At 61.4% G+C, this 21,655-nt stretch carries 22 protein-coding genes and 1 pseudogene; 13 read left to right on the plus strand and 10 right to left on the minus strand.

Features of this window, described 5'->3' with window-relative positions:
* Positions 1-99 precede the first annotated feature (99 nt).
* Positions 100-453, minus strand: a complete 354-nt coding sequence (locus tag KUF59_RS31720; protein WP_212458935.1) for a c-type cytochrome — start codon at positions 451-453, stop codon at positions 100-102.
* A gap of 457 nt (positions 454-910) precedes the next feature.
* On the opposite strand from KUF59_RS31720, the gene KUF59_RS31725 reads away from it, so the two are divergent.
* Both KUF59_RS31725 and KUF59_RS31730 read left to right on the plus strand, forming a co-directional pair.
* A complete protein-coding gene (locus KUF59_RS31725; protein ID WP_212458657.1) occupies positions 911-1,363 on the plus strand; it encodes a pyridoxamine 5'-phosphate oxidase family protein in 453 nt (150 codons plus the stop codon).
* A gap of 150 nt (positions 1,364-1,513) precedes the next feature.
* Entirely contained in the window at positions 1,514-1,870 is a 357-nt protein-coding gene (locus KUF59_RS31730; RefSeq protein WP_212458658.1) for a c-type cytochrome, read from the plus strand.
* A 39-nt stretch (positions 1,871-1,909) separates the two neighbouring features.
* Here KUF59_RS31730 and KUF59_RS31735 read toward each other — a convergent pair whose 3' ends face one another.
* On the minus strand, positions 1,910-2,632 hold the full coding sequence (locus KUF59_RS31735; RefSeq protein WP_258767378.1) for a hypothetical protein: 723 nt from the start codon (positions 2,630-2,632) through the stop codon (positions 1,910-1,912).
* Positions 2,633-3,296: 664 nt separating this feature from the next.
* Between KUF59_RS31735 and KUF59_RS31740 the strand changes: the two genes are divergently transcribed.
* Positions 3,297-3,575: a hypothetical protein gene (locus tag KUF59_RS31740; protein ID WP_212458660.1), complete on the plus strand. Its 279-nt coding sequence runs from the start codon at positions 3,297-3,299 to the stop codon at positions 3,573-3,575.
* 457 nt (positions 3,576-4,032) lie between these two features.
* Here the strand turns inward: KUF59_RS31740 and KUF59_RS31745 are convergent, their stop codons facing one another.
* On the minus strand, positions 4,033-4,596 hold the full coding sequence (locus tag KUF59_RS31745; protein WP_258767379.1) for a hemerythrin domain-containing protein: 564 nt from the start codon (positions 4,594-4,596) through the stop codon (positions 4,033-4,035).
* A gap of 609 nt (positions 4,597-5,205) precedes the next feature.
* Between KUF59_RS31745 and KUF59_RS31750 the strand changes: the two genes are divergently transcribed.
* A complete protein-coding gene (locus tag KUF59_RS31750; protein ID WP_258767381.1) occupies positions 5,206-5,613 on the plus strand; it encodes an EF-hand domain-containing protein in 408 nt (135 codons plus the stop codon).
* Positions 5,614-6,342: 729 nt separating this feature from the next.
* Here the strand turns inward: KUF59_RS31750 and KUF59_RS31755 are convergent.
* Complete coding sequence (locus KUF59_RS31755) at positions 6,343-7,299, minus strand: efflux RND transporter periplasmic adaptor subunit (RefSeq protein ID WP_258767382.1); 957 nt, start codon at positions 7,297-7,299, stop codon at positions 6,343-6,345.
* A 294-nt stretch (positions 7,300-7,593) separates the two neighbouring features.
* Between KUF59_RS31755 and KUF59_RS31760 the strand changes: the two genes are divergently transcribed.
* Positions 7,594-8,346 (plus strand): LysR substrate-binding domain-containing protein, encoded by a 753-nt coding sequence (locus KUF59_RS31760; protein ID WP_258767383.1) that lies wholly within the window; start codon positions 7,594-7,596, stop codon positions 8,344-8,346.
* A gap of 89 nt (positions 8,347-8,435) precedes the next feature.
* Here the strand turns inward: KUF59_RS31760 and KUF59_RS31765 are convergent.
* Positions 8,436-9,442: pseudogene (locus KUF59_RS31765) on the minus strand (Gfo/Idh/MocA family protein).
* A 571-nt stretch (positions 9,443-10,013) separates the two neighbouring features.
* Between KUF59_RS31765 and KUF59_RS31770 the strand changes: the two are divergent.
* The 7 genes from KUF59_RS31770 to KUF59_RS31800 all read left to right on the plus strand — a co-directional run bounded on the left by KUF59_RS31770 (position 10,014) and on the right by KUF59_RS31800 (position 16,925).
* Positions 10,014-11,177: an ABC transporter substrate-binding protein gene (locus tag KUF59_RS31770; RefSeq protein WP_212458663.1), complete on the plus strand. Its 1,164-nt coding sequence runs from the start codon at positions 10,014-10,016 to the stop codon at positions 11,175-11,177.
* A gap of 8 nt (positions 11,178-11,185) precedes the next feature.
* Positions 11,186-12,049, plus strand: a complete 864-nt coding sequence (locus tag KUF59_RS31775) for a branched-chain amino acid ABC transporter permease (protein ID WP_212458664.1) — start codon at positions 11,186-11,188, stop codon at positions 12,047-12,049.
* Entirely contained in the window at positions 12,046-13,044 is a 999-nt protein-coding gene (locus KUF59_RS31780) for a branched-chain amino acid ABC transporter permease (protein WP_249140355.1), read from the plus strand. The genes KUF59_RS31775 and KUF59_RS31780 overlap by 4 nt, the downstream gene beginning before the upstream one ends.
* Positions 13,041-13,793 (plus strand): ABC transporter ATP-binding protein, encoded by a 753-nt coding sequence (locus KUF59_RS31785; RefSeq protein WP_212458665.1) that lies wholly within the window; start codon positions 13,041-13,043, stop codon positions 13,791-13,793. The genes KUF59_RS31780 and KUF59_RS31785 overlap by 4 nt, the downstream gene beginning before the upstream one ends.
* Positions 13,786-14,508, plus strand: coding sequence for an ABC transporter ATP-binding protein (locus KUF59_RS31790; protein ID WP_212458666.1), 723 nt, complete (start codon positions 13,786-13,788; stop codon positions 14,506-14,508). The genes KUF59_RS31785 and KUF59_RS31790 overlap by 8 nt, the downstream gene beginning before the upstream one ends.
* Before the next feature lie 92 nt (positions 14,509-14,600).
* Positions 14,601-15,761, plus strand: coding sequence for a cytochrome P450 (locus KUF59_RS31795; RefSeq protein WP_258767384.1), 1,161 nt, complete (start codon positions 14,601-14,603; stop codon positions 15,759-15,761).
* Positions 15,762-15,767: 6 nt separating this feature from the next.
* The gene (locus KUF59_RS31800; protein WP_212458668.1) at positions 15,768-16,925 is read left to right on the plus strand and encodes a cytochrome P450; all 1,158 of its coding nucleotides are present in this window, start codon (positions 15,768-15,770) and stop codon (positions 16,923-16,925) included.
* On the opposite strand, the gene KUF59_RS31805 is transcribed toward KUF59_RS31800, so the two are convergent.
* The 5 genes from KUF59_RS31805 to KUF59_RS31825 all read right to left on the minus strand — a co-directional run bounded on the left by KUF59_RS31805 (position 16,915) and on the right by KUF59_RS31825 (position 20,461).
* Positions 16,915-17,634 (minus strand): TetR/AcrR family transcriptional regulator, encoded by a 720-nt coding sequence (locus tag KUF59_RS31805; protein ID WP_212458669.1) that lies wholly within the window; start codon positions 17,632-17,634, stop codon positions 16,915-16,917. The genes KUF59_RS31800 and KUF59_RS31805 overlap by 11 nt on opposite strands.
* Before the next feature lie 85 nt (positions 17,635-17,719).
* Complete coding sequence (locus KUF59_RS31810; protein WP_212458670.1) at positions 17,720-18,373, minus strand: RraA family protein; 654 nt, start codon at positions 18,371-18,373, stop codon at positions 17,720-17,722.
* Entirely contained in the window at positions 18,374-19,033 is a 660-nt protein-coding gene (locus KUF59_RS31815) for an RraA family protein (RefSeq protein WP_212458671.1), read from the minus strand.
* Positions 19,034-19,042: 9 nt separating this feature from the next.
* Positions 19,043-19,438: a RidA family protein gene (locus tag KUF59_RS31820; protein ID WP_212458672.1), complete on the minus strand. Its 396-nt coding sequence runs from the start codon at positions 19,436-19,438 to the stop codon at positions 19,043-19,045.
* 18 nt (positions 19,439-19,456) lie between these two features.
* Positions 19,457-20,461 (minus strand): amidohydrolase family protein, encoded by a 1,005-nt coding sequence (locus tag KUF59_RS31825; RefSeq protein WP_212458673.1) that lies wholly within the window; start codon positions 20,459-20,461, stop codon positions 19,457-19,459.
* A gap of 178 nt (positions 20,462-20,639) precedes the next feature.
* Between KUF59_RS31825 and KUF59_RS31830 the strand changes: the two genes are divergently transcribed.
* Positions 20,640-21,632 carry a DODA-type extradiol aromatic ring-opening family dioxygenase gene (locus tag KUF59_RS31830; RefSeq protein WP_212458674.1) on the plus strand — a complete coding sequence of 331 codons (993 nt, stop codon included), beginning with the start codon at positions 20,640-20,642 and terminating at the stop codon, positions 21,630-21,632.
* The last annotated feature ends 23 nt before the right edge of the window (positions 21,633-21,655 follow it).

Here is a 21,655-nt window from a genome sequence, read left to right on the forward strand (position 1 = left end):
CGCAGTTGCACATCAGACCACTCTCTTCCAAAACCAGCTTCGTTGTTTGAGCACAATCAATCGAGTTGGGAACGCTGCCGCCCTTGAGACGACTCGCCTTCATCGCTGCGGAGATTGTTTCAGCTTGGGTGTTTCCTGAATTGACTTCATGTAGTTTAGGACTGCCTCGGCATCGTCCCTGTTGAAGCGAAAGGTCGGCATTACAGGATGAATGCTGCTATAGCCATCCTGTAGTCGTTGCAGAAAGTCGCTGTCGTAGAGCTTGGTTTCATTGAAGCTGCGAAAGGGCGGCGCTTGCCTGTTGGGACTCGCGCCTGTCCTGCCAACTGAGTGGCAGTGGGCGCACATTTTTTGCAGCAGCTCTTTGCCATGCTGCTGCTCCTCGTCGAGCGCATGGGCGCAGGTGCTCGACCAGAGACCTATTGTCGAAACTATCAGCAAGCATCGCATCATCGCAGTCGTTCCCGCGAAACAGTTCACCAGCGCGAGGTTGCCTTGCCGAAGACATAGAGCGCAACCAACCCGACGGTTACCGTCGTCGAGAAGATCAAGATATTCCGATCCCCATCGATTCGTTCCTTCTCGGCTCTTCTGAAAGTCAGAGCCGTGAATAGGGCTTTCATGGCAAATCGGCGCATCGAAGCAGCCCTCCCAGTCCACACGATGCCACCGCCGTTCAAGAGCCAGGTTGATGCAGCTCAAAAGGAGGAGCTCGGTTGATGATGGGTCCAGCCATAGCCACTAGCATGGACCGCCAAAATCGCACCGCACCCTCCGAGCGATTGGTGCAATTGCCCTCAGGCGGATGGGCAGGCCGACTGCGCTCAGGTTTGACGGCCGGCCGATACTTGACCTACCTCAAAAGGCGCACGCTACTTCGGGGCTAGACTGACCAAATCGGAGGCGACCAATGGATGAAACGTTCAGGCGGAGAATCCTTCGGCTTCTAGATCAGCACCGGACAACGAGGATCGCGACGTTACGATCCGACGGCTGGCCCCAGGTGACCACTGTCGGTTACGCCAATGACGGGCTCGTCATCTATTTCCTTTGCGGAGCAGACAGCCAGAAGGCAGCTAATCTGGCGAGGGACGATCGCGTCTCGCTAACGGTGGATGACGATCCCGCGCAAGTGATGGACATCGCTGGCCTATCGATGGCGGCACGCGCGAAGCTCGTAACGGATCCCGCCGAATTCGAAAGAGCCTTGCGGCTCCTGATCTCGCGATATCCGAACCAGAAGGGCCTTGATCTCCCCATGCCGAAAACTTCGGATGTCTGCGTCTTCCGCCTGACACCCACGATCGTCTCCCTGCTCGACTACTCAAAGGGATTTGGACATACCGACCTGATCGCGTGCTAAAGGGCCGCACCTTCCGTTGAGGCGCGGTTGCGCTCGGTCATTCTGCTTTCCTTCGCCAGAACGGTTGATCGGCAGCCGGTTTTGGCGATGAGGTGCCCGTGGGTGCTCGCGCGGTTGCTGTGAGTGCCCAACCGCGAGTTGAGACGGAACATGTTGCGCAGCATACGAGTCAACATCAGCCTCGCGATCCTGATCGCGCTAATAGCGTTGTTTCTCGTCCGCGTGCAAAATGCCGGCGGATCTAAACTTACTGCAGACGGCCCGTTGGAAGGACGCCGCCTCGCGGAAGCATGGTGCAAGCCGTGTCATGCAATCGAACCACACATGGCGGGAATGTCGGATCAGGCACCGGGCTTCGCGGCGATCGCAAACAGGCATGGAACGACGGCGCTTTCGCTGAAAGTGTTCCTGAAGACCAGCCACCAGAACATGCCGAACCTGGTCATCGCGCCCGATCAGGCCGACGCTCTCGCGAATTACATCCTTAGCCTAAAGACTCAGGACTAGAACGCTGATCGGCGCGACCGTGACCGTAAGCTGGGGTCTTTAGCGAGCCCGGTCGGCTTGCAAGGTCTCGAAGAACGCCACGATCGCGTCAATCTGGTATTCGACGAGCTTTGGCTTGAGCATTGCCTGGCTCGGGCCTACGCGACGGTGATTTGAGGTCAATAGCTGTCGGAGATCGTTGGCTGAAAAGGATGGCCGGCTGGCAATTTCGCTGAAGCTTGGCGCAGGGAAACGAAAGGCTGGTGTCTCCCTTGAAGAATCCGAGATGACGTGACAGAGGCCGCAGGTCCCGTGAGCGAGCGCGCGACCCTGCGCGATCTGATCCGCGAACAGCTGATCGCTGAACGGCGAGTTGGCCGGCACCTGGATGGTGATCCAACCGAATCCGCTGGCGCGGTGGCAGGCATTGCATCCGTTCGTGAAATCCGAGTAAGCCTTGGCGAACGCTGCACCATCCTTCAGTTGGATCGCGCGATCCAGAGCTTGCAGCCGTTCGGTAATTTGGGACGATCGCAAGCTTTCGGAGGGAGACGGCATCGCCTTCCGCAAGTTGGTCTCGATCTGTCGAAGCTCATAATTCGCCAAGCTCCAGTTGCTGAGTTTTCCGGCGAACCATAATTTGATGTGCTGGAATTGGAGCGCGATCATAAGGTCGGATAGTTGGGTTGACGTGCTGCCAGCCGGCAAGTTCACCTCTGCTCCGGCATTGAATAGCGGGAGCATGGCAACAATTGCGGCGGTCATCAGCGTCCCGAACTTCATGCCAGCGCTCGAAATCATGAGGCACGATGGCATCAACGTCAAGCTCAGCGTTGACTCCGATCAACTCCTCTGCGCACGTTGCCAGAGCGAGGTCCAGATGCATCAACCAAGAACATCGAACGATTTCCCTGTCGATCGGCGCAGGCGTGATTGATCAGACAAGCAGGTTCGTAAAGAATGGTTCGGTGATCTTGGCGGCTGACGGCTCCGTCCCGTTAGAAGCGAAGGCGGTGACAAATTCGCTCTGACAGTTCCAGCAGCGCCAGAGCTCTTGGGCCTCCTGAGCGTTGACGCGTTCATGCCACTCGAGGTGTACTAACCCGGAACCACAGCGAGAGCATTTTTCGTTACGTGGTTTTGAGACCGGTGCCATATGGAACCTCCCTCGTTTACGGTGCGCAGCATGCGATTTATGGCAGTATAGCGAAATGATTTAGATCAACGATTTGCTCGCTTTCCCGATAGCTGACGCGGAGGCGACCTTTGAGTTGAGGCCTCGGCAAAATTGCGGATGATCATACAGCCCCCTTACGGCGATTGGAGCATCGCGACACCCGTTGTTGAGCTGGGTCAATGCGGACCCGAGGAATTGGGGTTAAACTTATCAACCTCCTCTTCGGAAGCCCGGAGCTGATTTGCTTTCCGCTCCGTGGAGAGCCCAACGATGTCCAGCAACATTCACGCCGACGATCTGACTGCGGTCGTGCGCTACGCGCTCGAAACCACCCGTGCCACGATTGTCTGTCCTTTCCACGATCAGGTTATCATCCGCGTCGGCGACGATGCCGCCGAGAGCCATGCCTTTGAGCGGGCGAAAAGAATCATCAAGAGCGATGGCGGGTTCTGGGCATCGGATGTCCTCAGGGAAGAATTCGGCCGTCAACTCGGCGCCGCCACGGATGGCCGATGCCCGCAGTGCGATCGGCGCGATCCCGGCACCTGAAGCTACGGCTCGGACTTGACCCGCGTTTTCACTCACGACGGTGCCCCGACGATCCAACCGACCTGTTCGCGCTTCGTGCAAATCCCATCTGCTCGCCTGTGCTGCCCATCCAAGCGAACGATGAAGTGGGATAGGCGACCGCGTGCGAGTCACCGACTCGGACCCTTGCGCCGACAAACGGACATCCGCCTCTACCCTAGACGTCGCATTGGGCCTTGATCATGCCCCAGTCGGATTTCGCGTGCGATCCGCAAGCGGCCGCTGGGATGACGACAATGCCGTATCGGCGCCGCCGGCCACCGCCCATTTTCTTGCAGGTTGCGGGCTTGGGTAGCGGGCTTTGACCGCCGGAGTGCGACGTCAGCTTTGCGCCAGAAGCTGCCCTCGCCGCAAGTCGCGGTTTCATGCTCAACAGCCGTCGTCCGCTCAGGTCGCGCGACAAACCTTGGCTGCACTTCTAACGCCGTTCGGCTTCGGACTCTTGCTCCATCTGCAAGATGCGCGCTCGTAGCGCGTCGAAGGTTTCTTCGGCGGCCTCGCTAAACAGCGGATCCTCATGATTCGTTGAGGCCGAAGCGATCTCAGTCCAATCTGAAGGCTTTAGAACCTTGAGGGCGGCGGGAAAGAAATCGCGGTCTTCGATCATGATGTGACGCCGCTCGCTCTCTATGAAATCGCGAACGATGTTGTCCACATTTTGCCGAAGAACCTCTCGATCCGCCAGAACACTGTCGATCGCCTGGGCGACGCGTCGCAAACGCTGGGTTCCTTTTTGGTGCTCAAGCGTCAGATCGCCGACCTTTGCCGCCGCAGCTGGATCTCGAAGCTTTAGCTTGGCAAAGACCAATTCTTCTTGGGGATGATGATACATCTCCGGATAGAGCTCGAAGTAGCTGATAATCGCGCGAATGACCTCATAGTCGGGGTGGTCCCCGCGATCGAAAATCTCAAGCTCGCGCTCAAGCACGGCGAGCAGCGTCTCTATATTGCGGTGTTCTCGGGATAGACGCTCAATGATCATTGCGACCTCCAATGAACCATTGAATAATGGAAGCTATCCTGAAAGCGATCCCAGTTTCTTGCGCTAGATCAAACACGGAGGACCGGCCGTCGCGTCGTCGGAGCCGACATACTTGCCTCTTCGAAGGCCGAGCTGGCCGCGGACCGCGGCAAGAACGAATGTGCCCGGTGGGCACACGGGGTCTCGACCTCTACTCGCGCTCGTTTATCGCGAAGCACCTGACCTGAACAACCCGCTTGCGCACCTCTCCCATCAGCGGATTTCTTTGCTCATGGGGCATTCTGCGGCCGGCTCTGGCTGTCCTCGATAGCACTAAATCATCCCAGTAAGTCTGCTGTGCCAACGAGGAAAATCAATGCGTCAGCCCAGCTTTCCTTCTCGTCACCAGAACCGCTTGGATGACCATTACAGATTCTTCGCGAACTTGGCCCCGACGAAAGTCCGCTTTGCGTCAAGAGCCGCCCTTCCCGGCAAGTCGCATTCTGCCGAAGCGGCCCTACACGCGTCGCAGTGTGTGCGGGGTACGTAGGCGAAAGCCGGGATCAGAGGATCAATATCACTCATGCCGAATTTAATGAGACAGGCTACATGTTTCGGAGGAGGTTCGAAATGTACACGCGCGTTTTAGGACTCACAATAACTGCTCTTATCGTGACGTACGGCGTGGTCGGTGCGATTGCACAGGACCGAATGACACCCCAGCTAGATCAGCAGCAAATGCAGTCCCATCCCGCGGGCCAAGCGGGCGCGAGCCCAATGGGACAAGGCGGCGGCATGATGGGGCACGGAATGATGGAGGGACGTGTGATGGGGCGCGGCATGATGGGCGGGAGCGCGATGGGACCACCTTTTATGATGCGTATGATGTTTGCGCTGATGGACGCCGATGGCGATGGGACCATCTCACTCCAGGAGTTCCAGGCAGCCCACGAACGGATTTTCAAGGCAATGGATAGCAACAAGGATGGCAAGCTGACACTGGAGGAGATGCAGGCGTTCATGCACGGGACAAGGTGATTGACTCCGCGCGGATGGCGCGTCGTCGCATACGTCGTCCGCGCGAAGAAATGAGCCTTCCTTTAGGAACGTGATCTGGATAATCGATAGCACATTCCCATCGTCGTACGCTTGTACCTTCGTGTCCTCTTTGCAGGTCCAGACAAAATTCTTCTTGCCATAAAGGTCTTTCCCTCCTGCTCAAGCCGAAGCTCCCCTTCGGTGATATGGCAAATCATGGCATTCATCATCGGGCGTCCATAGTCTTCGACGCGGCTGCATAATCATATCGCGCATACAATCTGGGATCAGGGATGGTGTCTCGCTTTCATAGTCACGCACCACGACACCTGCCCAAGGCATCGTACGCTTGTGGCCTTGGTTTGAGCGGCGGTGGCTTGATCATGGCCGCCGAAGCCGACCTCGCTCATCGCTTCTCTCCCGACATTACCGAACGAGGAGCCGCGCCAAAGCAGCGCGTAAAGTGGTGAACGGTGGTGCGAAACCGAAAAAAGAACGGTCTCTAAGAGAGCGTGCCTGCCGATAGCACCAGTAACTGCTCGTTTGCCCCGGACCGTGATTTCGGCACGTCCCGCTTCAAGGACGTATCCGACAGATGGTCTCGCACAAAGATGCAGTCCCCAGGCGGTGTAGCTCCTCGGGAATGTTCGAGGTTGGGCGACGTGCAGTCCCTTCGAACGGCCGCTTTGCGCCAGAAGCAGCCGCTTCGAAGGTCTGAGGGACCTCTACTCAAGGTACGCCTCGCTGCGCAATCCTGCTTCCGTCGGCAATTCGGTCACTTGGATGGACGACGACGCGATCTCCTGCAGTCAGTCCAGAGGCCACTTCGGCGGACCGGTTATTACGGTGCCCAATCTGAACTGGCTTGGCCCGGGCGCGGCCGTTCTCATCGGCGAAAACGGCCCATTGGTTACCTTTCCGAAACAATGTGCTCACCGGTACGCTCAGGGCATCCTGAGCGCTCCAAATGGTCACATGGACAACGACGCGATAGTCGTGGCCAAGCGAGGCCCAAGTCTCCGGCGGGTCCACAAAGTCGATGGTCACCCGGACGCGCTGCTCCTCGATTCCAAGAGCCGAAACCTTCAGGAAACCGGCCGGGTCCACGCGGACAACCTTGCCCCTGACGGGCTGCCCGCCCCAGCCGTCGATCCGGACGGGCGCGCCCACCTTGATCTGGACGGCATCGGTCGAGAGCAGGTCAGCCACGACCTCCAGATCGAGAGGGTTGCCGATGTCGACCAGCGGTGTTCCAGGCAAAACCGTCGCCTCGCTGTCCTGGATGATCTTCAACACTCGCCCGCTCGCCGGCGCGAGCACCCGGACACAGCAGGTCGGCTCTGCCGACGGAGCGGCGTTGGCCGGGTCCATCAAACGGGCCGCCAGGCTGGTGCGCACCGCGCGACGCATGTCGACCTGGGCCTTCGCGCTCGCCAAGGCGGCCTCGTTGGTGGCCACCTCGAACTTCGCCTTGTCGAAGGCCTGGGCGGAAATGGTTTGCGTGCGTGAGAGCGCCTGGGCCCGCTGGAATTCGGTCCGGGCGAAGTCCAGCGTGGCTTCGATCCGCTGCACCTCGGCTTCCTGCTGCTTAATGGCTGCGTCCGCCGCCAGGACCTCGGCCTCAAGCTGGTCGCGCGAGCGAACGTCGATGAAGCCTGGCAGCGTCGGCTGCATCAGGGCGATCACGGTTCGGTCCGCGACGACCTCGTCGCCGACGTGAAGCGACGGGCCCTGCTCGCCGAGCGGGTGCGAAATCCTCAGCACCTTTCCGGCGATGGGCGCCGAGACGGTGTAGACGTGGCGAACGTGGGTCTTGCCGTCGTCATCGGCCGTAACTTCAATCGGGCCTTCAGCGCGTAAAGGTTCTCGACTGGTGGCAAGCCGTCGATCGCGCGAAGCCCACCGGCAGGAAGCCTGCGATCGTCACGAGTGTTCCGGACAGCATCGCTCGAACGCTCGACGCGTCACGTCAATCTCACCATGACCGGCCGCGACTTCCTGCCGAAGGTGCGTCGTCTCATCGACGAGTTCGAGACCTCGGTGCTCGCCATCCATGATATCGGCGCGCGAAGTTCAGGCCTGGTCTCGGTGGCTGCGGTGCCGACAGCGGTGTTTTATTTCCTGCCGCGTGCGATCGGCCGTTTTGCCGATGCGTATCCGCGCATTCGCATCCGGATTCTGGACATCGGGGCCAACGAGGGATTGGAAGCGGTCGCGCGCGGAGAAGCCGACTTCGGCATCAATTTCATCGGTGCTTCGCATGCCGAAATCGAATTCGAGAAACTCGTCGAGGATCCTTTCGTCCTGGCCTGCCGCCACGACCATCCGTTGGCATCGCACAAACAGGTAAGCTGGTCGGAGATCGTGTCGCACCGGGTTATTACCGTCGGTCGCAACAGTGGCAACCGCGCGTTGATCGACAATGCGCTGGCGCGACACGGCCTGCAACTGAACTGGTCCTATGAAGTTGCTCACCTCTCGGGTTCGCTCGGTCTCGTCGAAGCGGGACTTGGCATCGCCGTGCTGCCGAGGCTCGCGACGCCGGCCGCCGGCCATCCGATCATTCAAACCGTCAGGTTGACCGAGCCGGAGGTGTCGCGGACGATCGGAATCGTGCGCAGGCACGGGTCAACCCTATCCCCTCATGCCAGCCAATTTCTCAAGATGCTCCTCGAGGCGTGGCGCTCTCCTTCACGGGCGACCAGTCGAGACAGGCCGCGGCGCCGATCCTAAAACCGCCGTTCGTCCGAAACCGATCGCCGGCTAAATAGTCTGCGAGTAGGTACAGATCGGGGAGGCAACCACCGTTTATTCTCACATAATCAAACCGACACGATATCCCCAGTTTCCGCTGCGCGTTTAACCGCGTCGATCACTCTGAGGGTCTTCAGTCTTCGCGCCCGCTCACCACAGGTTCGGTCGTACCGCGGATAATCCCACAGAAGTTTGCGATCTGCAGGCCAAGCGGGTCTGCTTTCTCATACTTCAGCCGCTCGCGCTCAATCGGCGCCCACCAGCTGGCCTTGCTCGGATGACGCCAAAGATCGAGTTGCGGAATTGCGAGCGATGCTCTGGTACCGCCGATCTGGTAACAGGCCTCCTGCGTGTGACTGTAGGCCGGGTTCTCACCGGCCGTGAATTCCCAGCTCCAGGGCGACTGGATGGTATCGGAGACATTGACCGTTCCCATAGCGCCCGAGGCGAAGTGCAGGAGGATCACCGCTGTCTCTTCAACCGCGTTGCCACGCAGCCGATTGGATTGAGCAGCCTGCACTGCGACGATATCCCCACACAGGTACCGCAGCAGGTCGACGTCGTGGATGAGGTTCAGGAAAACGGGCCCCGCCCCTTTTTCGCGGCGCCAGGCCACGTCGAAATAATCGTCCGGCTTGATCAGCCAGAACATGCCATGCACCGACACGATCTGGCCCAGCCGGCCGCTGTCGATCTCTGCCTTAGCGCGCCGGATCATCGGGTTGTGGCGACGATGATGGCCCGTGATCAGCGGCACGCCCGCGCGCTCGGAAGCCTCGACCAGGGCTTGTGCAGCGGCGACGTCATCCGCTAACGGTTTTTCGATCAGCGCTGGGATCCCCGCTGCGATACAATCCATTCCGTTGGCCACGTGCAGCTGGTTGGGGGTGGCGACAACCACCCCGTCCGGCCGATTTCCGGAGAGCATGTCCTGGAAGGACGAATACCAGTCCACCTTCAGCGAAACCGCCAACTCTCGGGCTGCCGGCGCCGGATCGACGATCGACGACAGCATCGCCTCCGGCCGCGCGAGAACGTGCTCGATGTGTCGCTTGCCGATGAGACCTGCTCCCATCACCGGGTCCTCAGCGCCGCTGTCCTCTACTTGCTTCCGGAAGACATCAAGGTCGCACGCAGCGCGAGCAGCGTGACGGCCGGTCTCCCTCCCAAAATTCATCCTCCGAACCCATAGCCAAGACTTACGGTTTGGGCCGCGATCAGGCGCACCATCGCGGACTGACCGCGACAGCCTTTATCGCGTTGCTCGTCGTTTTTGCTGTCGATTCAAGCAATGGGACAGAGATGAGAGGCGCGCGGTGGCGGAAGAGCCATCCTCCTAACCCACCGCGAAAAACTAACAGCTTTCGCGAAGAATTGGCACAACATCGCGGAGTTCTTCGGTGAGGGAAATCGCAAGGAGCGGTCCGACCCGCCCTGATTGGGACTAGCGCTGGCGCCTTTTACCTCGGCGGCGCCATCCATCTAATCTGTGGAGACTAATTACTTTCGCTCTCCCAAGCAGCTGGTGCGCCAGCATCAGGGGGATCGGCTTTTCGCGGCTTGTATAATTTTTCCATATGGTCTATTTTATAGTGAGAGGTCCGCCAGAGACTTCGAGTAGGGCAACTTTTAGGGAGGGTGACGGCATGATCGCCAGAGGAGTGATCGTGGCGACGGCGATGCTCGCCGCCACAATTTCAGTTCGTGCAGAGGATCGGCCGCTCAAGATCGGCTGGCTCATGAGCTATACCGGTCCAGGCGCCGCCGCCGGTGCCGCATCCGATGCGGCAATCGACGTGTTCTTCAAGACATTCGGTAAGTCGGTCGCAGGCCGCAAGATCGAGATCATCAAGCGCGACACCACGGGGCCGGCGCCCGACGTCGCGCGGCGGCTCGCCCAGGAACTGATCGTAGGCGAAAAAGTCGATTTCCTCGCAGGCATGGACTATACGCCCAACACGATGGCGGTAGCGCCGCTGTCAACATCCGCCAAAGTCCCCCTCCTCATCGTCAATTCCGCGACATCGGGGATCCTCGCCAAACATCCCTTTGCCGTCCGGTTCGGCTTCACGACAGCCGAGATGGCGCAGCAGCTCGCGGCGTATGCCAGCAAGCAGAAGTTCAAGTCCGTCTATACGTTCGTGCACGAGTACGAACCGGGCCTCGACGCAGAAGCGATGTTCATTCGCGAGTTCAAGTCCGCTGGCGGCGCCGTCGCCGGCTCGGTGCGCGCGCCGCTTAAGGCAACGGACTTTTCCGCCTACATTCAGCGGATCAAGGACGCTAATCCGGACGCCGTTTTCGTCTTCATGGCCGCCGGCGAGCTGCCGCCCATCTTCCTTCGCCAGTTCAAGGAGGCCGGGCTCGATCCGGCCAAGATCATTGGCATTGGCGATATCACGGACGAAGCCTCGTTGCCTGTGGCGGGGGATGCGGCGCTCGGCGTGGTCACCGCCTTCCATTACACGCAAACGCACGACTCAGAGGCCAACAAGGAGTTCGCGCGCGCGTTCAAGTCGGTTGCGCCGGATCGTCCGCTGAACTTCCTGCCTGTCGTCGCCTACGACGTCCTCAGGGCGATCCGTCAAGTGGTCGAAGCCCAGGAGGGCGAGCTCAATCCCGATCGGACGATGGAGCTTCTCAAGCAGATCAAATTCGAAAGCCCGCGCGGTCCGATCTCGATTGATCCTGCAACCCGCGAAATCGTCCAGACCGTCTATTTCCGCAAGGTCGAGAAGCGCGACGGACAAATCGTCAATGTCGAATTCGCATCGACACCCGACGTCAAGGATCCAGGTTCGGCGCGCTAGGTGGCACGATGCTCGGCTTCGTCAATATCCTCCTCGGCGGTATCGCCTACGGGTTCGTGCTGTTCCTGATGGCCGGAGGGCTCTCGATCACGCTTGGCCTCATGGGCTTCGCCAACATGGCCCATGCGGCACTGGCAATGGTCGGCGGCTACACCGCCGCACTACTGATCGGCAAGGCCGGCTGGCCGTTCTTCGCGGCCGTCGTCATGGCGGGGTTAACTGCGGCGGCGACGGGCGCGATCCTGGAGCGCCTCCTGTTCCGGCGGCTCTATCAGGCATCCGAGCTCGAGCAGGTCCTGCTCACGATTGGCGTCGTTTACGTCGCCATCGCAGCGGCGACCTATCTCGCCGGTCCCGAGCAGATGGCCATCGGCGTGCCCGCCTGGTTGGACGGCAATCTCAGCCTTGGGCCGGTCGACCTCAACCGCTATCGTCTGTTCCTGATCGTGTCCGGCCTCGTGCTGCTCCTCTCGCTCGTCCGTCTCATCGAGCACACGACGTTCGGCGCCAAGATCAGGGCCGCGGTCTTCAACCGCCGGATGACGGCATCATGCGGCATCGATGTCGACAAGCTCTATGCCCTCGCCTTTGCCCTTGGGTCGGCGCTTGCCGGGATCGGGGGAGCGCTCAGTGTCAACCTGCTTGGGCTGGACCCCAACTTCCCGATCAAATTCCTGACCGAGCTGTTGATCGTCGTCAGCGTCGGCGGGCTGGGCTCGCTGCGCGGAACCTTCCTCGCCGCCATGCTGTTCGGGGTCATCGACGTCGTCGGCAAATATCTGCTGCCCGAGATCGGAGCCTTCATAATTTACGCCACGGCGCTCGCGCTCCTGACGATGCGGCCGCAGGGCCTCGTTGGTCGTCCGCGATGAGCGACATCACGCTCGATTTGGCACGGATGATGGTCGTCCGCCGCGCGCGGTGGACCCCCCTGGAAATCGCGTTCTGGCTCGCGGCTGCCGCCGGTTATTTTCTATTTCCGGCCAAGCTCGTCCTGTTGACGCAGATGCTGATCGGCGGGCTCTTTGCCATGTCGCTGGATCTGCTGCTGGGCTATGGCGGCATCCCCTCGTTCGGCCATGCCGCCTTCTTCGGACTGGGCGCCTATGCAGCGGGACTGCTCGCCGTCCATGGCTGGGGCGAACCGCTCTCAGGCGTTCTCTTCGGTGGGCTCGCCGCCGGCGGACTCGGGCTTGCGTTCAGCTCGGTCATCGCCAAAGTGCGTGGCGCGGCGGTGCTGATGGTGACGCTGTGCATCGGGCTGCTGCTGTTTGAGGCAGCAAGCCGCATGCCGTGGCTGACCGGCGGCGATACCGGTCTGCAAGGCATTGACATGTGGCCATTACTCGGCCAATTCGAATTCGATCTCTATGGCCGGACCGCGTTTTGGTACGCCTACGTTGTCGCTTTCCTGCTCTATCTTGCGTCCCGGCGCTACATCCATTCGCCCGAGGGTCTGGCGCTGAAGGGCATGCGCGAGAACCACGATCGCATTCCGATGCTTGGCGTATCGACCGCCCGCCGCAAGATGATCGCCTTCACGATCTCAGCGACTATCGCCGGCATGGCTGGCGCGTTGCTGGCGCAGACCACCCAAATCGTCGCGCTGGAGACGTTGAGCTTCGAGCGATCGGTCGCGGCGCTGATCATGCTGATCGTGGGCGGGATTGGCACGCTGATCGGCGGCTTCATTGGCGCGGCGGCCTTCATCTGGGCACGCGACGTGCTGTCCGCGCTCAACCCGGTGTACTGGATGTTCTGGCTCGGGCTCATCCTCATCGCGCTGGTGCTGACGGCGCGAGGCGGCCTGGTAGGCGCCTTGGCAGTGGTCGCGGACCATCTGGCGCGGAGGGGGCCTCCGCGATGACGGTGCCGGCGCTCGAAACAAGAGTCCTATGCAAGCAGTTCGGCGCCCTGAAGGTGACCAACGAGGTCAGCCTTCGGCTGAAAGCCGGAGGCCGCCACGCCTTGATCGGGCCGAACGGCGCGGGCAAGAGCACGCTGATCAACCTGCTCACCGGCGTGCTGGCGCCAACGAGCGGCAGCATTCTGCTCGAGGGCGCGCCGATCAATCGGCTGACCACAGATCAGCGTGTTGCCTTGGGGCTCGGCAGGACGTTCCAGATCAATGCTCTGTTTCCGCATCTGTCGCCGCTGGAGTCGATCATGCTGGCGGTGGCAAGGCGGAACGGCCGCCTGGGCCGCCCTCTGCAAGCGCTACATCGGGAGACGGATGTTACCGACGAAGCTTTTGCATTGGCCTGCTCGGTCGGCCTTGGCCGCGATTGCCTTCGTCCGACGACGGAGCTCGCGTATGGGCGCCAGCGCCTTTTGGAGATCGCGCTTGCCCTCGCCGGCCGGCCGCGCGTCCTGCTGCTAGACGAGCCGGCGGCCGGCGTCCCCGCCAGCGAGAGTTTTGAGCTCATGCAGGCGATCGAGGCACTGCCGCACGATGTCGCCATCCTCTTCATCGAACACGACATGGACCTGGTCTTCCGATTTGCCCACACCATCACGGTGCTCGTTGCCGGATCCGTGTTGTGCGAGGGCCCGCCCGGCCAGATCGCTAGAGATCCCGAGGTGCGCCGTGTCTACTTGGGGGTCGCCGGTGACTGAGTCCCTGCTCGAGATCGAAAGCCTAGACGTCGGCTACGGCGAAGGCGTGGTGGTCCATGATCTTTCGCTGAATATCGATGTTGGTGGATCGCTCGCGCTATTGGGGCGCAACGGGGCGGGTAAATCGACCTTGATGCTCGCGATCGCCGGCCATCTCGCTCCCCGGAAAGGTCGGCTTCGTTTTGGCGGCAAGGAGATCACGACCATGCCGCCGCACTTGCGGAGCCGCATGGGCGTCGGCTGGGTCCCGCAGGGTCGCGAAGTGTTCGCGCCGCTGACCGTCCAGGAGAACCTGCGGATCGCAGAAACGCCAGGGGCCTGGACGATCGACCGCGTATACGAATTGTTCCCGAAATTGAAGGAGCGCCGCGCCAACTTCGGCAATCAGCTGTCCGGAGGCGAGCAGCAGATGCTGGCGATCGGGCGTGCTTTGGTCACCAATCCGCGTCTTCTGCTCCTGGACGAGCCGCTCGAAGGCCTTGCGCCTGTCGTTGCCCAAGACGTCGCCCGCTGTATCACAGAGATCACGCAGGGCGAGAACATGGCGGTGATCCTGATCGAGCAGCACGCCGGGTTTGCGCTCCGCCTAGCGCAGCACGCCATCATCCTCGAACGGGGCGTCGCGGTTCGATCCGGACCGAGCATGACCGTCGCACAGGACCGTGACGCGCTCGAGCAATTCGTCGGCATCCGGAAACCGGTCCGCGCCGCGTGACGCGACTCCCGCGGCGTGGCTGGCAGCTTGCCTACTAACTTTTCCATATGGTATATTTAATGAAAGAAGACGATGAGGACCGGGAGGACTGCATGGGCTTTCGCTTCGACCCCGAAGACCGCGACTTCGTCAACGACCCCTATCCCACTTACAAGATCCTGCGCGACGATCATCCAGTCTACCGGCACAAGCCGAGCGGCTATTATGTGATCACGCGCAACGAGGACGTCGCCCGCATCCTCAATGATTTCGAGACCTTCTCCTCGTCGCGCGGCAATACCCTGGTCGATTCGCCACTGCGTATCGGCAAGACGCTCGGCACGACAGATCCACCGCGCCACGATGAGCTGCGGCGCGTCGTGATGAAGGGATTCACGCCTGCCCGGATCCAGTCGATGCAGCCCGCCATCGAGCGCGACGTGCAACGTCTCCTGCACGATTTCGGTGACCGCCGCGAATGCGACTTCATGGCCGACATCAGCCGCCCCATTCTGTACGCCGCGCTCGGCCGCATGCTCGGTCTCGATGGGCACGCCGCCGTCCGCGCGGCCGAACTGTCGCGGGATCTCTTTCATGCCGCCCCGAACGCGATGGGGGCCGTGTCGAAGCCGGGGGTGATGGAAGACGTCTTCGCCGTGCTCGGTGAGCAACTCGAGCGCCGGCGCAAGGACCGAAGCGACGACCTGTTCTCGTTCCTGCTCGAAGCTCAGGAGGCCGGCGCGCCGCTCTCAGACGCGGAAATTCTCGGCAACATGTCGACTGTCCTGTTGGCGGGCAACGCATCCATTGGCCATTACTTCTCGAACCTAATTCATGCGCTCTGGCAGAATTCCGGCGAGCGCCGGAAATTGTTGATGGATCCCACAAAGCTCGACGCGGCCGTCAACGAAGGCGTGCGCTGGGACACCTCGACTCAGTCCTTTGCACGCCAGACCACAAAGGAAATCTCCCTGCACGGAGTCACGATACCGGCCGACAGCCGCCTGGTGGTCTGCTACGGCGCGGCCAATCGCGATGAACGGGTAATTCCCGATCCGGACACTTATGACATCGATCGTGGCAAGACGCGCCATTTCGGCTTCGGCTCCGGTCCACACATTTGCCTCGGCGCGCCCACGGCCCGCGCGATGATGCGGACCATCATGACGCCGCTGTTGCCAGCACTCGGCGAATACGAGCTCGACATCGCCAATGCCGAGCGGGTCGCTCACATGATGGCGCGCGGCTTCTACAAGCTCCGGATTCGCTGGTAGGTGACCATGGCCTCGTTCGATCTCGCCAGCGATGCTTTCTTCGACGATCCTTATCCGACCTATCGACAGATGCGGGCGGAACAGCCGGCCTATCAATGCCCGAAGACCAATCTCTGGTTCGTCAGCCGGCACCGCGACGTCGCGGACGCGCTGGCAAAGCCCGATCTGTTCTCGTCCTCGGCCGGCAACGCGCTCAGCGATTCCCCGCTTCGCGTCGGCAAGACGCTGGGCTCGATCGATCCGCCCCGGCATGACGAGCTACGGCGCATCATCATCCGCGGTGTCACACCGGCACGCATCGAGCTGGTTCTGCCCTGGATCCGCGCCGAGCTCGCGCGGCGGCTGGACGTGCTGAGCCCGCACCGTCAATGCGACTTCGTCGCCGATATCAGCCGTCCCCTGCTGTTCGGCGCGCTCGGCCGCATGCTTGGTCTTGGCCCCGGTTCAGCACGGAAGGCCAGCGATCTTTCGGAGCGCTTGTTTCGCGGACAGGCTGGTCCCGCCGGTCCCGCACTCGCGGATGAGGATCGGGCCGAGGTCGTTGTGCTGTTGACGGAGGAGCTGGCGCGGCGCCGCTTGGAGCGCGACGATGACCTGTTCTCGGTCCTGATCGCGGCACAAGCGGCAGGCGCGCCGCTCGGCGACGCCGAAATCGTCGCGAACATGATGACCGTACTGCTCGCCGGCAACGCCTCGATCGGACATTTCCTGCCGAACCTGATGCACGCGCTCTGGCGCCATCCCGGCCAACGCTTGCGCGTGATGGCTGATCTATCATTAGTCGATGCCGCCATCGAAGAAGCCGTCCGCTGGGACACCTCGACGCAATGCTTCGCCCGCACCACGTCGGCGCCAGCCGAAATTGCGGGAGTCGACATTCCCCCGGGCGCGCGGGTCGCCCTGCTCTATGCGTCGGCCAATCGCGACGAGACCGCCATTGGCTATGCCGAGCGCTTCGACCTCACACGCGGCAAGGTTCGCCATTTCGGCTTCGGGTTTGGACCACATATTTGCCTCGGCGCAAGCGCAACTCGTGCCATTCTGCGCACCATCCTGCCAAGCCTCCTCGCGGCACTGAGGGAGTTCGACATCGACATCGCCAGGGCCGAGCGGGTTCGTCACCTAATGGTGCGCGGCTTCAGGAGCCTTCCGATTATTTGGTGAGGCGTCTACTCTTGCGAGGTGCCGCAACGCGTGCCGGGCGGGCGCTCTCGGCCGGTTCGCGGAAGAACAAGGCGCAGCAGGTCCGGACGTGCTCGTCGACAAACTTCTTCGAAAAAGGCGAGCGGCCCATCACCTGTTGGACCTCTGCGCTGAGCATGAAGATACGCGTGACGGCGCCGATGAACAGATATTGCAGATGATAGGGATCGCCCTCGACGTAGCGGCCCTGCTTCTGGGCGGTCCGGATCAGCTTGGCCATGACGTCGAAGTAGTTGCGCACCCGCTCCTCGACAAGCCAGGTCAGCCGATCGCTGTCCCGCTTGCCTTCATGCGACATCAACCAGTGGAAGTTCGGGTTGGCGGCCGCAAACCGAACAAACTGCTCCTGGAGCAGCCGCAACCGCGCAACCTCGTCCTTCTCCGTCATCCCGGCAAGGTGATCCTGGAAATGCTGGCCGAAGTTGAAGCTCGTGGTCGTGACGACTGCCCGCCAGAGCCCCTCCTTGTTTTTGAAGTGATAGGTCACAAGCGGATGCTGGACCCCGGCCTTCGCGGCGACGTTCCGCGTCGAGGCGCCCTCGAAGCCGCGCTCGGCGAATTCCTCGAAGGCTGCCTGGAGTATCCGTTCCCGCGTGTCGAGTGATCGCTGTTGGCGTCGGCGCTGATTGACGACCTCGTCGAGCGTTTCCTTGGTGAGATCCGATGTCAAAGCGTCCCCGCGAGGCAGGCCATATCCGGTCAAAGGCTATCCTCCCGGTCACCGGATTTGTCAACCGCGCGGCGGTGCAGGACCCTCAGCCCGCCGGCTTGGATTGCAGGGCGTGATAGCGCAAGCGCTCGCGCGCCTTGTCCAGACGCTCGCCGGCGACGACCGCGTCCCTAATCTTGGCCTCCGTAGCGGCGATCTGGCGGGCCGTGGCGCAAATCTCCTCTAGCCGGGACGCAGGCAACGAAACAATTCCGTCTCCGTCGCCAACCAGCCAATCGCCCGGGGCGATCCGGACGCCGGCAATTTGGACCGTCACATTGACCGCATCGGCGGTCACGCGGTCCTTCCCGGTCCGCATGGCGTTTCCGCGCGCAAAGATCGGATAGCCGAGCTCAAGGCTGCGATCGATATCGCGGCAAACGCCATCAATCACGGTGCCGCCGATGCCGCGGCGCGAGGCCACCATGGTGAGGATATCGCCCCAAACGGTTGCATCGAGCCGCCCGTCATTGTCGATCGCCACGATCTGACCGGGGGCGACATCATCGATGTAGTCTCCGACCGAACCGCCATGGATCCCGACAGGCAGCATTCGGATGGTGAAGGCAGGTCCGGCGAGCCGCATCTGATGATCGAACGGCTTGATGCCCAGACATTGCCCTTCGATGCCGAGGCGATCGAGCGCGTCGGACAATGTAGTGGTGCCGATCTCCTTCAGTTCGCTGGCGATGTCAGACATTCACGCCTCCTGCCATTTCAGCATGTCTTCATAATCGCCGCTCAGGACCTCGCCGACCGCCTTACCTGCGTCGATGGCCTCCGCCATGCGCTGCTCGCGCGCGCAGATGTCTTCGGCGGTCGATATGATCTCCTCGGCACGTATCACATCGACGAAGACGATGCCGCTGCCGTCGGCGATCACGAGATCTCCCGGTTTCACGGCGACGGTGGCGAACGTGATCGGCTCCTGGCAGGAATGCTCGGCGATGCGTCCGCGCGCGGTCACCGGAACCGCAGCCCGCGCGAAGACAGGTAGACCCAGCGTGCGGCTCTCGTCGATGTCCCGGCAGGCGCCATCCACCAGCACGGCTGCGACACCGGACCGAACGGCAGCCCGGCTGAGCAGGCCCCCCCATCCGGAGACGTCGGAGCGGCCACGATGCTCGACGACGATGACATCGCCCGGATTCGAGGCCATGATCGCACCGGCGCCGAGATGCCGTTTCGGCAAACCAGGTAGGGGCGCCCCGAGTTTGGTGGTGACCGCGCGTCCTGCAATTTTGGCCGGGCCGGTCAGCGCAGTGACGCCGGTCACGGCGCCGGCAAGCCCGAGCTTGTCGAGAGCGTCCGACACCGCGCAACTGTCGAGGGCGGCGAGCCGCGCAACCAGACCATCCATCGCGCAACCTCAGACGCCGTCAAGAACGGCCATGGCATCGCATTGCACGAGCATGTTGGCCGGCAGATGATCGTTCTGGAAGGTGTGACGCGCCGGCCGGGACGCCGCATCGGGGAACGCGGCGAGCCATTGGGTGTTCACGGCGCCGCGCGCCTCAGGCACCTTCACATAGACCGTCATTTTGACGATCTGGTCGAGGCTCGCGCCGCCCGCCTCCATGATCCGCTTCAGATTCGCGAACATCAGTTCGGTCTGCCGGCCGACGTCGTCGGGAATCTTTCCGCTTGCCGGATCGAGCCCATACACCCCCCCGGTCATGATGATGTTGCCGACCCGGGACGCTGCGGGAATGGGCTGCCCACCGTGGGCGAACCCTTCTACTTCGATGCTTCGCCGCGCAGCCATGCTGATCTCCCCTCCTGCTCAGGCGTCGAGACGGGTGAAGAATTTGCGCGCGTTGCTCTCGAAGATTGCCTTCTTGTCGGCCGACGTCAGTTCGGTGATCGATTCGATCACCGGCTTGAGGTCGTCGAAAGGCCGGCCCGTCTCCGGATCGGTGCCGCCGCCGCTGCCCGGACGCTCGGTGCCGAACATGCATCGATCGGTGCCGACCACGTCGAACAGCAGTTCCAGGGATTTCTTGTTGTGGACCACGGTGTCGAACCAGAAGCGCTTGAGGCTCGCATCGAAGCTCTCGGTATCCTTCGGCAGGCGGCCGGCGGCAATCGCCATCTGCCGATTGGACCGCCAGCGCCCCACCTGGAACGGAACCGATCCGCCGCCATGACTGACCATGAGCTTCAGCGTCGGATAGCGCTTGAAGACATCCGAGCGAGTGATCGTGGTGATGGCGAGGCTCTCCTCGGTGATGAAATGCTCGTCGTAGGTTTCCCGACCGCAGCAGGCGCAACTATGGATGTGCGCGGGAACGTCGTGCTTGCAGAGAAATTCATAGAGCGGATACCAATATGGATCGGCCAGAGTCGGGCTCTTCCCCAAGCCCTCAGATGGATCGGGGTTGAGCAGGACGCCGATGAAGCCAAGCTGCTCGATGCAGCGCTTGATCTCGTCGAACATGGTCTCAACCGGCGCGCCGACGGCCTGCGGCAATCCGCCGACGCCACGAAAGCGCCTGGGGTGCATCTTCACGGTGCGGGCGATGATGTCGTTGTTGTCCTCGGCCCAGGTGACGACGTCATCCCAGCGATTTTCGCCGTGGACCATCATGAAGGGTCGCGGCGAGATCACCTGCAGATCGGTGCCGACGCCATCCATGATCGCGACATTCTGAGCTGCGGATTTCTCGAGCTCGGCATCGGAAATGGCGGCGGGATATTTGCCGTACTGACCGCGCGCAACGACCAGGTTGCTGCGATGGGCGTAGAGCGACGCGGGCGCGACGAGATGGGCATGAGCGTCGATGATCATGGGCGCGATCTCTCCCTGGCCGTGGGCCTGATTATTAATTAGTCCACCTGGTATATATAAGATCGACAAACTTGCAAGCGGATTTTCACCACCTACCCTCGTCGGTTTCGATTTGCAGTCCTGACCGCTCCATGTAATATTGTCCATAAGGTCAAATTAATATCAGGGAGGAACTGCGATGGCCAGGATCGTATTCAGCTTTGCCGCCTCGCATACGCCGATGCTGGCGCTCGAAGGAAAGCGCTGGAGCGAGCGCGCCGAAGACGACAAGAAGAACAAGGCGCTGAACCTGGCCGACGGCAGATTTGTCAGCTACGACGATCTCGCAGAGGAAAACGGTGCCCCTTACGGCGATGTGGCGACCGAAGCCAAATTTCTGGAGATCGAGGCCGCCTCGCAGAAGGCTCTCGATGCAATCGCCGACCGCCTCGCAGTCGTTGCGCCCGACGTTGTCGTGATCATCGGCGACGATCAGGCCGAACTGTTCAGCCACGCCAACATGCCTGCAATGTCGATCTTCTACGGCGAGGAGATCCTGACGCACGAGAAACACCTGACACCGCAGACGCCGGGCTGGGTCGGGACCGTCATGAAGGGCTATGCCATGGATGCCGTGCATAGCTTCCCGGGGCAGCCGCAGTTCGCGCTCGAACTGATCCGCGGCCTCATCGACGAGGATGTCGACGTTGCAGCAGCTGCGAAGGTCGAAGATCCGCTGAAGGCCGGATTTGGCCACGCCTATGGCTTCATCATCGAGCGGCTGTTCCGGGGACGCGCCATCCCGGTCGTGCCGGTGCTTCTCAATACTTATTATCCGCCGAACGCGCCGACAGCCCGTCGCTGCTACGACATCGGCACCAAGCTGGCGCGCATCATCGAGAAATCGCCGAGCGACCTTCGCGTTGCGGTTGCAGCAAGCGGCGGTCTCAGCCATTTCGTGGTGGACGAGCAATTGGATCGCAAGGTGCTCAACGCCATTCGTTGCAACCATCCGCAAGTACTGCGAAGCCTGACACGTAACGAGTTGAATTCCGGGTCGTCGGAGATCCTCAACTGGGTCATGACCGCAGCTATGTCTGAGCGCCTGACGAATGACTGGTCGGACTACTATCCCGCCTACCGCACGCCGGCCGGGACCGGGACAGGCATCGCGTTTGCGACGTGGTCGTGAGCGTTTGCGCGACGGCTCGCGTT

The sequence above is a fragment of the Bradyrhizobium arachidis genome (assembly GCF_024758505.1).
Classification (GTDB): Bacteria; Pseudomonadota; Alphaproteobacteria; order Rhizobiales; family Xanthobacteraceae; genus Bradyrhizobium; species Bradyrhizobium manausense_C.